At 28.5% G+C, this 14201-nt stretch carries 12 protein-coding genes; 1 reads left to right on the top strand and 11 read right to left on the bottom strand.

The features are described from left to right. Positions 1-18 precede the first annotated feature (18 nt). From CNEONATNEC86_RS01900 to CNEONATNEC86_RS01890, 3 genes are all read right to left on the bottom strand, one after another. The gene (locus CNEONATNEC86_RS01900; RefSeq protein WP_058293444.1) at positions 19-1089 is read right to left on the bottom strand and encodes a mannose-1-phosphate guanylyltransferase; all 1071 of its coding nucleotides are present in this window, start codon (positions 1087-1089) and stop codon (positions 19-21) included. A gap of 525 nt (positions 1090-1614) precedes the next feature. Beyond that, positions 1615-3399: an ABC transporter ATP-binding protein gene (locus CNEONATNEC86_RS01895; protein WP_058293445.1), complete on the bottom strand. Its 1785-nt coding sequence runs from the start codon at positions 3397-3399 to the stop codon at positions 1615-1617. Next, positions 3400-5154 carry an ABC transporter ATP-binding protein gene (locus CNEONATNEC86_RS01890; protein ID WP_058293446.1) on the bottom strand — a complete coding sequence of 585 codons (1755 nt, stop codon included), beginning with the start codon at positions 5152-5154 and terminating at the stop codon, positions 3400-3402. Positions 5155-5286: 132 nt separating this feature from the next. Here CNEONATNEC86_RS01890 and CNEONATNEC86_RS01885 point away from each other — a divergent pair, with 132 nt between their 5' ends. Next, positions 5287-6141 (top strand): AraC family transcriptional regulator, encoded by an 855-nt coding sequence (locus CNEONATNEC86_RS01885; RefSeq protein ID WP_125149673.1) that lies wholly within the window; start codon positions 5287-5289, stop codon positions 6139-6141. Positions 6142-6195: 54 nt separating this feature from the next. On the opposite strand, the gene CNEONATNEC86_RS01880 is transcribed toward CNEONATNEC86_RS01885, so the two are convergent. From CNEONATNEC86_RS01880 to CNEONATNEC86_RS01845, 8 genes are all read right to left on the bottom strand, one after another. After that, positions 6196-7425 carry an SEC-C metal-binding domain-containing protein gene (locus CNEONATNEC86_RS01880; RefSeq protein ID WP_159135450.1) on the bottom strand — a complete coding sequence of 410 codons (1230 nt, stop codon included), beginning with the start codon at positions 7423-7425 and terminating at the stop codon, positions 6196-6198. A 141-nt stretch (positions 7426-7566) separates the two neighbouring features. Then, positions 7567-8409 carry a patatin-like phospholipase family protein gene (locus tag CNEONATNEC86_RS01875; protein WP_058293448.1) on the bottom strand — a complete coding sequence of 281 codons (843 nt, stop codon included), beginning with the start codon at positions 8407-8409 and terminating at the stop codon, positions 7567-7569. A gap of 319 nt (positions 8410-8728) precedes the next feature. After that, positions 8729-9580, bottom strand: coding sequence for a PhnE/PtxC family ABC transporter permease (locus CNEONATNEC86_RS01870; protein WP_159135449.1), 852 nt, complete (start codon positions 9578-9580; stop codon positions 8729-8731). After that, positions 9577-10362 (bottom strand): PhnE/PtxC family ABC transporter permease, encoded by a 786-nt coding sequence (locus CNEONATNEC86_RS01865; RefSeq protein ID WP_125149670.1) that lies wholly within the window; start codon positions 10360-10362, stop codon positions 9577-9579. Before CNEONATNEC86_RS01865 ends, CNEONATNEC86_RS01870 begins: the two co-directional genes overlap by 4 nt. A gap of 10 nt (positions 10363-10372) precedes the next feature. Continuing rightward, positions 10373-11137, bottom strand: a complete 765-nt coding sequence (phnC, locus tag CNEONATNEC86_RS01860; RefSeq protein ID WP_159115504.1) for a phosphonate ABC transporter ATP-binding protein — start codon at positions 11135-11137, stop codon at positions 10373-10375. Positions 11138-11236: 99 nt separating this feature from the next. Then, positions 11237-12304 carry a PhnD/SsuA/transferrin family substrate-binding protein gene (locus CNEONATNEC86_RS01855; RefSeq protein WP_159135448.1) on the bottom strand — a complete coding sequence of 356 codons (1068 nt, stop codon included), beginning with the start codon at positions 12302-12304 and terminating at the stop codon, positions 11237-11239. 237 nt (positions 12305-12541) lie between these two features. After that, a complete protein-coding gene (locus tag CNEONATNEC86_RS01850) occupies positions 12542-13354 on the bottom strand; it encodes a PHP domain-containing protein (RefSeq protein WP_159135447.1) in 813 nt (270 codons plus the stop codon). Positions 13355-13498: 144 nt separating this feature from the next. Then, positions 13499-14191, bottom strand: coding sequence for a phosphonate C-P lyase system protein PhnL (locus tag CNEONATNEC86_RS01845; RefSeq protein WP_159135446.1), 693 nt, complete (start codon positions 14189-14191; stop codon positions 13499-13501). Positions 14192-14201 lie beyond the last annotated feature (10 nt).

Here is a 14201-nt window from a genome sequence, read left to right as displayed (position 1 = left end):
AATGTGTGCATTTTTATCTTATAAAAATTTATTATATTCACTTTTTTCGTTCAATTTATTTAATAGATGTTTTATTTCTTGATCTTTATTTTTATCCATAACAAGTATTACATCTCCGGCATCTACTATAACCAAATCCTTTACTCCAAAACCTATTATAAGATTTTTACCACCAAATATAGAGCAATTCTCACACTCGTCTACATATACATTTTGAGATACATTATTATTTCTATGACTATTTAACAATCTACTTAGTGCTCCAAAGCTACCCATATCATCCCATCCAAAATCACTTTTTATTACATAAGCTTTTCTAGTTTTCTGCATAACTCCAAAATCAATTGATATTCCATCTATCAGCTCATATTGTTCTTTTATTACTTTTTCTTCCTCTGGTTCGCCTAAATTTTTATATATCTCCATTAATGGTTTATGCAGTTTAGGAAGATACTTTTCTATTTCTCTTAATATAACATCTGCTCTAAATATAAAAATTCCAGAATTCCATAAATAGGTTCCTTTTAGAATAAAATCTTTTGCAACTTCTAAGTTTGGTTTTTCTGTAAATCTAGCTATTTTATAAGTTGGTATATTTCCATTAGTTCTCTCACCCATTTCTATATATCCATACCCCGTTTCAGGTCTGCTAGGTTCTATTCCCAATGTTACAATACACCTTCTCCTATTAGCAATTTCAATTCCTTGAGATAAGGTATTTGTATAATTATTCTCACCTTGAATATAGTGATCAGATGGTAAAACCACCATAACTGCATTAGCATCTTGTTTTAAGAGCTTTATTGCAGATAAGCCTATACAAGTAGCAGTCTCTTTATTAGCAGGTTCAGCAAAAATATTCTCTCCATTAACCATATCCGAAAGTTCTTCTCTTATTTTTTCTTTATAGTCTTTGTTTGTAACCACATAAATATTTTCTTTATCTATTATTGGGGTTATCCTCTCAACCGTATTAACTAAAAAACTTTTATCATTAATTAGTTTTAGAAATTGTTTCGGTTGATCAGCTCTTGATAGAGGGTATAACCTGCTACCTTTACCACCAGCTAAAATTAGCCCGTATATCACCTATTTTCAACTCCAAGTACTGATATCATTTTATTATATGTCTTAATATAAATAATTGTGTTTGTAAATTTTTAAGCAGGGAGGCCAACTCTTGTATTTGGTACTAATCGCTTACACCGGCATATAATGTTTGGTGAGGCACGAGCCTAACAGTATAGCCCATCTTCATCTACTGATGAAGATGTTTCCCTAAATATTTTCTTCTAATCCCCATAAAATAAGCAAATTCGTAAAAATTTATATTCCTATATTCTTGTATTCTTAAATTCTTAAATTCTTAAATTCTTAAATTCTTAAATTCTTAAATTCTTAAATTCTTAAATTCTTAAATTCTTAAATTCTTAAATTCTTAAATTCTTAAATTCTGGGCATTTTATCATTCTTCAAATATTTGTGCAAGTATGTTTTATACAATATATTTAAATAATTTCTATACATTATGAAAATTCTTGTGAAAAAAGTATTGTATAGGATGAATTTTATTTCATTCTATACAATACTTATTAAAAGTTTTCTTATTAAAATTTATACAGCATTCATTATTTCATACTGAGCCATATAAAGATTATAGTACTCTCCATGATTATTAATCAACTCATCATGTGTTCCTTGTTCAACTATTCTGCCATCATTTATAACCATTATTCTATCTGCATTCTTTATAGTAGATAATCTATGAGCAATTACAAATGATGTTCTTCCTTTTAATAGTCTATCTAAACCTTCTTGTAAAGCCTTTTCTGTTTTAGTATCTATACTTGAAGTTGCTTCATCTAAAATTAATATTTTAGGATCTGCTAAAAGAGCTCTTGCAAATGATATTAGCTGCCTTTGACCTACAGATAATCTACTGCCTCTTTCATTTACCTGAGTATTATATCCATCTTTTAAATTAATAATAAATTCATGAGCTCTTACTGCTTTTGAAGCATTAATAATCTCTTCTTCAGTTGCAGATAAGTTTCCGTATCTTATATTTTCTAGTATAGTTCCTGAAAATATAAATGTATCTTGAAGCATAACTCCCATTTGTTCTCTCAGAGAACTTAGGGTTACATTTCTTATGTTATTATTATCTATTATAACCTCACCTTTTGTTACATCATAAAATCTGCTCAATAAGTTTATTATAGTTGTTTTTCCTGCTCCTGTTGGACCAACTAAAGCAATGGTCTCTCCAGCATTTACTTTAAAAGATACATTTTTTAATATTTCTCTCTCTTCATCTTCATATTTAAACACTACATTTTTGAATTCAATATTTCCTTCTATAGATGGCATCTCATAAGCATTTGGCAAATTAGAAATACTTACCTCCTCATCTAGAGTTTCAAATATTCTTTCTAGGTATGCCATAGCCATTATTAATGTATTATAGAAATTTGATATATTTACTATAGGATTCCAGAACCTCCATATATATCCCACAAATGCTACTAATGTACCAATGGTTATAACCTCTCCAATAGCTTTTATACCAACTAAGTATACTAAAGATACAGTAAATACTGAAATATTATCTATTGCAGGCCATAGCATAAGTTGATATTTTACCGCTGTCATCCATGTACTTCTATTTTCTCCACTTACAACTTTAAATTTCTCTGCATTAACTCTTTCTCTTACAAAAGCTTGGGTTACCTTCATTCCACTAATACTTTCTTGAATATAAGCATTCAAATTTGATTGTTTATTACTATATCTTTGAGTTGTTATTCTTTGCACCTTTGCAAGAAGTGCTACTACTAATGCCAAAATGGGCATTCCGATCATACAAATTAATGTAAGTTTAGGGCTTATAAATACCATAAATCCTATTATTACAAAAATACTAAATAAATCAGTTAACAAATTGATCAATCCATTTGACAATAAATCGCTTAATGAGTTAACATAATTAACTACTCTAACGAGAATCTTACCATGTGGTCTGCTATCATAATATGAAAATGGAAGTTTTTGAAGATGATTAAATAAATCAGATCTAATATTTCTTACAACTGACTGCCCTACAAATGTCATTGTTTTTATCTTATACTTCATACATATTGAACTTATAACAATTGTAGTTACAAATATAATACATATTAAAACAAGTCCCCTCATATCTTTACTCGGAATATTTTCATCCATGGCTATTTTTACAAGATACGGCCCCATTAAGCTAGCTATACTTGATACTAGCATTACTATAAGAGTTATGACCATTTCCTTTTTATAAGGTTTAACATACGATAATAACCTTTTGCAATATTCTAAATTAAATTGAATATCTAATGATTCATCTACATCATATTTATTCTTAGCCATCTATATTACCTCCTCACGTCTACTAGTATCCTTTATATACTCACCATATTGTTCTTTGTATACTTCATAATAATGTCCATGTGCATTTATTAATTCCTCATGTGTACCGCTTTCAACTATTTCTCCATTATCTAAAACTAATATTAAATCTGAATTTTTTATTGATGAAATTCTATGCGCTATTATAAATGTTGTTTTATCTTTATATATTGTATTCAAATTTTTCTGAATTACAGCCTCAGTTTCAACATCTAGTGCTGAAGTTGTATCGTCAAGAATCAATATAGAAGGATCTTTTATTATTGATCTGGCAAGTGTTATTCTTTGTTTTTGACCACCAGATAATCCTACTCCTCTTTCACCAACTATAGTTCCATATGACTCTGAAAGCTTGTTTATAAAATTATCTGCATCAGACATCTCTGCTGCCCATGCAATCCTTGAATTTTCTACTTCTGGTATTCCATATCTTATATTATCTTCTATAGTATTTGAGAATAAAAATACATCTTGCATAGATATTGATATATTTTTTCTCAATGCATGTATGTCATATTCTTTTACATTTACTCCATCTATTAAAATTTCTCCAGATGTCACATCATAGAATCTTTCTATTAGATTTATTATTGTAGATTTTCCAGAACCAGTTTGTCCAAAAATAGCCACTCTTTGTCCAGGTTTAATATGAAAGTTAATGTTTTTAAGTACTGTCTCATATCCATATTCAAAGTTTACATTTCTAAATTCAATTTCACCATTAATTTTTTTAGGTTTAATTCCATCTACCGGATTCTTTATTTTTGTTTCTTCACTAAGAAGTATTCTTATTTTCCTAGATGCTGCTATAAATCTTTGAACATCATTTATTAGCCATCCTACCATATTCATGGGATTATTTATCGCCCAAATCAAGCCATTAAACATTACAAGTTCACCTATGGTTAATTTATCATTTATTATTAAAATTCCACCTACTAGAATCATAACAACAGTAAACATATTTGATAATCCATTTAATATTGGCATATATTTTTGAGTAACTTTTGCAAGATCCATATTGGAATCCATATAGCTCTTATTTCTCTCTTCAAATTTTGATATTTCGTATTTTTCTTTTGCAAATGCTTTAACTACTCTATTTCCACTTATATTTTCCTGAACTACTGTATTTAATTTAGAAAACTGTTCCCTTATATCATAAAATATAGGATTTGATTCAATCGTCATCTTATATGCACAATAAGCAACTATTGGTGTCAATAAAAACATGAAGATTGTAAATTTAGCATTTATAATAAACATACTACCTATTGCAAATATAAACACAGTTACATTTTCAAATATATTGTACATAACCCAAGCTACAAAATGCCTTATGGCATCCATATCACCAGTCATTCTTGCCATTATATCTCCAGTTCTTGTCTTATTATAATAATCTAAATCTAATTCCTGTAGTTTATTGTACATTTGCTGTCTTATTTCAAATATTACATTTTGAGATACACGCTCAAAAGTCATCTGGTAAGTATACCTTATTATTGCTTTTATCACTGTTACCAAAATCATTATTCCTAATATATAAATGAGCATATTTAATTTATTTTTCATTATTACTTCATCAACAAGTTTTCCACTTAAATACGGATTAATCATTGATATAAGTGAACTTATCAATACAGCTACGAATGCGAAATAAAATCTAATCTTATACTTATTTATATATCCAAATATCCACCTAATACTACCCATTAATAATTCCTCCTTATTGCGTTTAATTCATCATTTTTAACATGTTAATTATCTAATAAAAAACTTCAAATAAAAATGTACTTTTTTATTTATATGATGTATATTCTTATATAAAAGGGGAGGAAATTATTAATGTGCAATGTAGGAATTTCAATAGAGAATTTTAATCCTGAGATTTTATATTCATTTAATTGTAATAATACAGATAGCTTTGAAGGGCAATATCATTGCCATGATTTTATAGAATTTAGTTATGTTGTATCAGGCAATGTAAATTATAAAATAGGTGATAAATTTTACACAGTAAAAGAAAGAACTTTACTTCCGTTTAACCCTGGCGTATATCATAAAGAATCATTTACAAAAGGCATTAACAACGATATAACTGAACTCCATATTGGCTTTAGAAATGTGAAAGTGGACGGACTTCCTATTAACCATATTTTAAAAGATTCTTCAGATGTACCCATGCAATTCCAGCAATATGGTGAGGACTTTCATAAATGTTGCTTAGAAATAATAGAGGAACAGGAAGCTTGTGAAATTGGAAAAGAATTAATTTTAAAAAGCCTTATTATGAAACTTATAGGTCTTTTTTTAAAAGAAACAAACTATGTAAAGAACACAAAGAAGATTAACAGATGTAATTTACCTTTTTACGATAAATCAAACATAGTTAAAATTATTATAGATTATTTTGAAAATAACTATACTGATAACATTTCTTTAGATGATATAGCAAGAAATATGTATATGAGTTCTGTATATATCTCTAAGATATTTAAAGAAAAAACTGGAGAACCTCCAATAAATTATTTGATAAATCTAAGATTGGAAAAAGCAAAGAATTTATTGCTTACTACTGAAGCACCTGTAAAGGTTATTGCTCAGTCAGTTGGATATACTGATGCTTATTATTTTAGTAAATTATTCAAAAAATATTATGACTATTCTCCTCATAAATTTAGAATTATAAATTCTAAATAAAAAGATAAGATATCTTGAAGTTAGTTTTCTTGGATATCTTATCTTTTTCAGATCTTATTTATTTTTTCCACAACATTTTTTATATTTCTTACCGCTGCCACAAATGCAAGGTTCATTTCTTCCAATGTTTATTTCATTTTTTACTGTAGATTTTAAAGCTTTAATATCATTAATGCTATAACCTTTATATTTCCATATTCTAATCTTATTAGCAAACTTACTCATTAGATTTGCTGCTACATTTCTCACATTCTCCTCATCAACTTCCATTACATCAAGTATCTTGTCAATTGACTCATTAACTTCATTTTCTTGAATATCTATTGATAAATCATCCATTATTGCTTGCAACATTTCTCTATTTGAATTAAAGGTATTGCTAAATTCCTTGCAAAAAGCTTTACCAGCTTTAGTAGAAAAACCATAATCTCTATTTGACATTACAAGTAATTCTTCTTTTGAAATTTTGGCATATTCTAATTCAGCACACTCTTTTTCTATAGTTTCAACTAAACTATCAATATCTTGTATCTCATTGTTCACGAATAGCTTGCTATCTTCTCTATATTCAGAATAATAATATCCACTTTCTCTAATTAATTCTTCAATATTATCGTTATATAAATCATACTGGCTCAATATACTTTTAATGCTTTCTATATTTAAAATTCCATAAGCCTTATTCATTCCTCTATACACATTAATTATTTCACCATTTTGTTTAATGATTCTTCTATAATCAAGTGTATTCTTATCCTCAATAATCTTTTGAACTATTTGTGGCATCAAAAATACTGCTATTCCATCTTTAAGCGTAGGATAAATAAATCCTTGTTGAATGAAATATGCACTCTTTTCAACTTCTTCTTCATCTATATCATTAAATATTTTTACTCCATCTTTATCTAAATAGCTTCTAAGCAATCTATATCTCTCTTCTTCAAATAAAAGAAGTCTTTCTTCTATTAAAGACTCGTAGTTTTCAATTAAATTGTTAAGCAATTCATCTTTCTTTAATCCCGAAATTTTTGCTAATCCTAAATTTCTTGCTATATTATATATTTCATCTTTAGATAAGCAGTTTAGTAGTTCTGCTATATCAAATGAATATACTCTTTTATTAAATTTCTTTTCTAATCTTTCTGAAATCTTTTCTAACTCTTCTTCTTCATTTTTGCAGTTTTCACATAACCAGCAATTCAATTCATCAATATAATATAAAGCTTCTGCTCCACATTTTTCACAAATGTTATTTTCATTTAAACTCATGTCCTTAGTATCCAAAAATCTAACTCCTTTTTGCAATTTTGCTTATCTCATCTTTATGTCATAATCTTGATTTTATATTTTCTTTATATTTTAGTCAACAAGCTTCAGTGAAAAAAGGGTTTACTTTGCTGTTAATAAATTGATTATTTGCTCAATTTATAAAAATTCTAATATTTTTTCTTTATTTTCTATAACTAAGTCATATCCATTATTATATATATTTCTTAATTTAACTTTATCACGCTCAAATCTACCTACATCCATTGGAATCGTTGGCCTTAAAACTATTGCATTGCCCTTATTTTCTAATTCATTACAAAATTCAAGTTCTTTATTATATTCTATGTGTCTTTTGGCTAATACTTCAGCTAACTTAGGATATTTCTTCTTATATACTTTATAAGCTATTTGATTTGCTTTAGATTTTTTCTTTCTGTAATCTATATTTCTAGTTAAAACTATAATATTTTTATCATTTCCATCTTCTATTGATTTATAAATTGGTATAGGATTTGACAGTCCACCATCAGCATAATATTTATCTTCTATATTTACAAACGGAAATAATAATGGTATTGAACAGCTTGCTTTTAATATTGTATTCTTTTCATCAAGTTTATCTTTATCAAAATATTCAACTTCACCAGTTTCAACATTAAATGCTCCTGCTAAAACTTTTCCATCATATTTATAAAACTCATCATAATCAAATATAGAATGTTTATTAGGTATTTCATTAAATACATAATCAAAATCCATTAACGAACCGCATCTAATCAAATTTCCATAACTAATATATCTTTTATCACCCATATACTTTTCCATAATTTCCAAATTTCTTCCTCTTTGTTTAGAAATATATGAATAAGCATTAGTTATACCTGCTGATACACCTATTACATATTTTAATTCAGCTTTTATATCTAATAATCCATCTAAAACTCCTGCTGTAAATAAGCCCCTAAAGGCTCCTCCTTCTAATACAAGTCCAGTAGACATTATCAATACTCCTCTCTCTTAATTGCTCTGAAATTTTCCTTATTTAATTATTATACCCTAGTGTTGTCAATTTTAACACTTGTCTTTACACTTCACATTCCATTAGATATATTTATACGCGGATGATTTACTTTTGAAAATATTATTACTAGGCAGCATAAAATAAGCATATTCTTATTTAATTTTATTGATTTTTAAATATTTAAGCAGCTTACCTTTAAAATATAATAAATGGATCAAATCAAAATTAAAAAGTAAAACTTTATAATTTCAATATGATCCACCACTAAAAAATGAGGTATTTTATGATAGGCTAATTTTATTTTAAATATTTATTTTTTATCTTAGTTGAAAATATTTCTAGTAATATTGCGCAAACAAGTATACCTATTGCAATAAATCCTACTTCTCTAACATTATAGTAAAAGTTACTTGCCATGAATAATTCAAATCCAATACCACCAGCACCTGCTGCCGCTCCCATAGCAACTGCATTCGTAAAGTTAATTTCAAATCTCATAAATGTCCATACCATTATATAGCTCATAGATGATGGTAATACAGCTTGAAATACTATCTGCCACCAGCTTGCGCCACTTGCTTTTAATGCTTCTATTATTCCTTCATCTAATTCTTCAAATGCTTCTGAATAAGCCTTAATTAAATATCCTACTGTATGGAAAACCATACCTATTACTGCTGCTTCACTTCCAAGACCTACAGTTACAGCAAATATAAGTACCCAAAGTACTGTTGGTATTGCCCTAATAAATGCTACAATTGCTTTTATAATATTTGATGCCCTAAGAGTTGAAAGATTCTTTGCAGCAAATAAGCTTAAAAATAATGCTATTACTCCTCCTATTAAGGTAGTTAGAAATGATAATGACATAGTTATCCCAACCTGCTTAATAGCATCATATATGGTAAAGTGCGTTAAGCTTGCTTCTAAAAACATGGTTTTTATATTAACTAGCGTTTCTCCTAAAGCCTTGATTATATCTATTCCTTTATAATCAAATGTAGCAAATCCCAATACAGTTAATGCTAAAAGTGATAATAAAGTTATTTTTACGTAACTTTGTGAGGGATCTTTTGATTTTATTTTTATCTTACCTGAAATACTTTTTTGTATATGAAAATCTAATGGCTTAGCATAAGTTTCAATCATAATATTACCCTCCTAACAGTATTAGAAATAAATTCTATTACAAAAACAGCTGCTACTATAGATAAAACAACTAAACTAGCCACATTATATTTCATACTTTTGTAATACAAATCAAATATAAATCCTATTCCTGTTCCTGTTAATATTCCTATCAAAGTAGAGCTTCTAATATTAGTTTCTATCATGTATAAAATCCAACTTATCATTTGAGTTAGACTAGATGGTATTACTGCTTGATAGATTATTTGTGAATAAGATGCACCTGTTGCTTCTAACGCCTCTATTGCTCCATTACTCACCTCATCTATAGTCTCAATAAATGCTCTTGTAAGTACACCAAATGATGCAAAAAACAATGCAAAATAACCAGTTAGTACATTTTGCCCAAAAGATAATAAGAATATCATTGCCCAAACAGCATCTGGTATATTTCTAAAAGCTGATGCTATAAATCTGCTGAATGTACCCATAAAATTATTTATTCTTGTAGCTTTTGAGCCCATAACGCCAAATATTAACGCTAGTATTCCAGCTACAGTTGTCGCAGCTATTGATAGTAATATGGTTTCAATAAGTTTATCCACTATGTCAGGCATTTTACTTAATGCACTAGCATTTGGAACAAAATTTACAGCCATCCATTTTATTGCCTTAGGTATTGATGATATTCCCTTAATAACATTAAACTCTGTAGCCGCTGAGCACACCATAAATAAAATAATTATAAAAATCATTACCACTGTAATAATTCTATTTCTCTTTTTTAGCGTTTTAATTTCCATTATTACACCTCTAGTCTATTATTAGACTTCCTTCATCAGATCCATATATCTCATGTACTTTTTCTTTAGTAAGCTCTGATGGAGTTCCAATGAATACTTTATTTCCACTATTAATTCCAATAATTTTATCAGAATACTTTATTGCAACATCTACTTGATGCAAATTTAATATACATGTAATTCCCATTTCTTTATTAATAGTTTTTAAATGATCCATTATTATTTTTGATGAATTTGGATCAAGAGATGCTATTGGTTCATCACATAAAATCAGCTTAGGGTTTTGAATTAATGCTCTAGCAATACCAACTCTCTGCTTTTGACCTCCACTTAATTGGTCACATCTTTTGTAAGCTTGATCTTCAAGACCTAACTTTTCTAATATTTTAAAAGCTTGTTTCTTTTCATCTTCTGTATATCTGCCTATCATTCCATCAATAGATGATTTGTACCCTAATCTTCCATGTAATGCATTTTCAATAACGCTTAGTCTTTCTACTAAATTATAATGTTGAAAAATCATACCAATCTTAGTTCTAAGACTTCTAAGTCCTTTTTTATTTAAGTTTCCAACATCGGTGTCATCAAATATGACATTTCCATCAGTTACATCTATCATTCTATTTATGCATCTAAGAAGTGTGGATTTTCCTGCTCCTGAAGGTCCTATTATTGAAATAAATTCTCCTTCTTGTACTGAGAAGCTTATATTTGATAATGCTTTTGTTCCACCTTTATATTCTTTACTAATATCATTTACCTTTAGCAGTTCCATATCATAATTTCCCCTCACTTAATTAAAGTATGCTGTATATTTAGAAATTCCACCTAAGTGGAATTTCCATACTTTATTAATTAACGATTAAAATATTACTTATTTAGATAATTCTCTTATTGGATCAAACCAAGAATCTTCTACAGTTATAAATTTTTCATCACCTGATTTTGTAAAGAATCCTTTTGTATCACTGTCTTTTTCAACAAATACCTTTTTATTATTTGCTACTTCATCTGAAGTAAATGCATCTATTAATTTTTGTTTATCTTCTTCACTTATAACTTCAGTATTTATAACAAATGGTGCATTTAATACTGGAGTGCTTGAAATAGCTACAAATTCTTTTCCACCTAATGTATTAAATGGCTCTGCTGCATCAGCTTTTACTTTATAAGTAGTTCCTACTTCATTTATTTTTCCATCAGCAGCATCAACATAATTGACTAAATTAGTATCACAAAATGCTGCTACATCTGCTTTATCTGTTAAAATATTAACTGCAGAACCTTGATGTGATCCACCATATAGAACCTCACTAAAGAATTTATCACTTCCACCTTCCATTAAATCTTCAGCGGTCAAATTCTTCCACTTATCTTCTTTAGAAAAATAAGAAACTATATTTGTAGTTGGAACCTTAAATCCCGAAGTTGAACTGTTTGACACATATGACATTCTTTTTCCTTGAATATTATCTATTGAATATTTACCATCTTTTTTATAATCTTCTGCTTTTTCCTTAGATACCGAAAGCCAACTATAATAAACAGCATCGTCGATAGTTCCTGACTCACCGCTTGCTATCATAAGTGGCAGTACCTTATCATTTTTTGTATGGGCTTCGACATATCCCTGAGCTCCCATGAATGCAATGCCTCCTGTTCCATTGGCTATTGCTTCTATTGCTATTGAATAGTCTGTTGTAAGCTTATGTTCTACTTTTTTTCCTGTAGCTTTTTCTATAATTGTTCCAATTTCATTTCTTGCTTCTTCTAAATCTCCACCTGATTCATTAGGATACCATACCATAGTAATAGTATCTGATTGTGCTTTATTACCAGTAGCCCCTGCATCAGAAGTAGCCCCTTGTCCATTTCCTGAACATCCTAAAAACATTGTCATTCCAATTGCGCAAGTCATAACTAGTGCTAATATTTTTTTCATTAAATTGACTCCTCTCAAATTTAAAAATACTTCTTATATTTTGTTTAGTTATGCATGCCATATAATTTTTCATTATTTGTATTAGGAAGGCACTTTTACATTTCAAATACAGCATACATAACAATTTTAAATAGATATTATATTACACTTAAAATATTAATTTATCTTAATTAACCCTATATTATATTAGAGTTAAATTTTGTTGTATTTTCTTTAAATTTTAAATAAAATAAAATACTAGAAAAGATTCAACGCCTCCATTGGAGATAATATTTGGCCAATATTAATATCTTCTTCTCCATATGTTCCATGAAAGTCGCTTCCTCCAGTTAGAATCAATCCATATATCTGACTAAATTCAATTACTTTTTTAACATCTTCATCATTATGGCTAATATGATTAACTTCAATGCCATCCAATCCATTAGAAACTAGCTCAGGTATTAAATCATAAGAATTGAGCTGTCCAGGATGTGCTAAAACAGCTAGTCCTCCATCATCTTTTATAGCTCTTACAGCATCTTTCGCATCAACGTACTCTATATCATGTGCACATATGCCATTATTTTTAAACAGCCTTTTATATAAATCTGAATATATGCTTGTGGTATAATCTTTTTCAATTAAAGCCTGCATTATATGCTGCTTATATAAAACTCCACCCACCTTGCTTTTTTCCTGTACAGACTTAACATCTATGTCATATCCATTTTCTATTAAGGTTCTCATTTGCCACATACTGTTTTCATTTCTTGCTTCTAATGTTGGATTACATAATTTTGAAATGTTAGCTCCTTTAAGCTCAAAATTATATCCAAGAATATGAACTTTTCTATTATTTTTAAAATCATAAGCAGATATCTCTATGCCTGGTATAACTTTTATTCCAAACTCCTTTCCCATTTCAACTGCTTCTGAAAGTCCTTTTACAGTGTCATGATTAGTTATACCAATATGTGTTAACTCGTTTTTTTTTGCCATTTCTAACACTTCTTTAGCGCTATAAGAACCATCTGAAATATTAGTATGAATGTGTAAATCACCTTTCATTTTTTCACCACCTCTTTCAATTCACAGTTCATAATTCATACCCCTTAGGGCACCCTGAACAATAATTCACAATTTTAATCAGAATCTCACAGTGTACTCTAAAATTCATAAATTCTGCATTGTGCATTTTGAATTATGAATTGCTTAAAGTTTTCCATTCTGCATATTATATGTCTTATCACATACTCCATCCATGAATTCAATATCATGAAATATTCCAACCATTGTAGTTCCTTCAGCTTTTAGCTGCTCAATTAGTTCTTTTACTTTCATTTTAGATGCATTGTCCAAACTTGCAGTTGGTTCATCTAATAGTAATAATCTAGGATGCTTTACCATAGCTCTTGCAATATTTAGTCTAAGTTTTTCTCCTCCAGAGAAATTATTAGGATAAGTATCCCAAAGTTCTTTATCTAATTCAAAATGAATAAGCATTTTTTCAGCTTCTCTTTTTGCAAGTTCCTCATCATATCCCATTTCTAAAACAGCCTGTTCAATTATTTCTCTTGCTGTCGTTCTAGGCATTACATTTAAGAATTGTGATACATACCCTATTTCATATTTTCTCAGATAGATTATTTGCCTCTCACTAGCTTCAAGTAGATTTATGAGTCCAAATTTTTTTGAGTTATACCATATTGCGCCTTCTTGTGGTATATATGTTCTATAAAGGCATTTTAAAATCGTTGATTTTCCACTTCCACTTTTACCTACTATACCTATAAATTCACCTTCATTAAGTGAAATATTTATATTTTGAGAAGCAACTATATGCTTGTTTACTGTATAAAGCATGAATGATTTTGATAAGTTTTCAATACTCAATAATTGTTCCATTTTAATTTCA

Origin of the sequence: Clostridium neonatale, assembly GCF_900465025.1 — a bacterium.
In the GTDB taxonomy this organism is placed as follows: Bacteria; Bacillota; Clostridia; order Clostridiales; family Clostridiaceae; genus Clostridium; species Clostridium neonatale.
The sequence above is the reverse complement of the archived record's forward strand: the minus strand, read 5'-3'. Positions and strand labels throughout refer to the sequence as shown.

Bases quoted from the DNA above. Each gene is read 5' to 3' on its own strand.
- CNEONATNEC86_RS01895 (WP_058293445.1), bottom strand. From the start codon at position 3,399: ATGGCTAAGAATAAATATGATGTAGATGAATCATTAGATATTCAATTT.
- phnC (WP_159115504.1), bottom strand. From the start codon at position 11,137: ATGGAACTGCTAAAGGTAAATGATATTAGTAAAGAATATAAAGGTGGA.
- CNEONATNEC86_RS01885 (WP_125149673.1), top strand. From the start codon at position 5,287: ATGTGCAATGTAGGAATTTCAATAGAGAATTTTAATCCTGAGATTTTA.
- CNEONATNEC86_RS01845 (WP_159135446.1), bottom strand. From the start codon at position 14,191: ATGGAACAATTATTGAGTATTGAAAACTTATCAAAATCATTCATGCTT.
- CNEONATNEC86_RS01865 (WP_125149670.1), bottom strand. From the start codon at position 10,362: ATGGAAATTAAAACGCTAAAAAAGAGAAATAGAATTATTACAGTGGTA.
- CNEONATNEC86_RS01850 (WP_159135447.1), bottom strand. From the start codon at position 13,354: ATGAAAGGTGATTTACACATTCATACTAATATTTCAGATGGTTCTTAT.
- CNEONATNEC86_RS01890 (WP_058293446.1), bottom strand. From the start codon at position 5,154: ATGGGTAGTATTAGGTGGATATTTGGATATATAAATAAGTATAAGATT.
- CNEONATNEC86_RS01875 (WP_058293448.1), bottom strand. From the start codon at position 8,409: ATGTCTACTGGACTTGTATTAGAAGGAGGAGCCTTTAGGGGCTTATTT.
- CNEONATNEC86_RS01855 (WP_159135448.1), bottom strand. From the start codon at position 12,304: ATGAAAAAAATATTAGCACTAGTTATGACTTGCGCAATTGGAATGACA.
- CNEONATNEC86_RS01870 (WP_159135449.1), bottom strand. From the start codon at position 9,580: ATGATTGAAACTTATGCTAAGCCATTAGATTTTCATATACAAAAAAGT.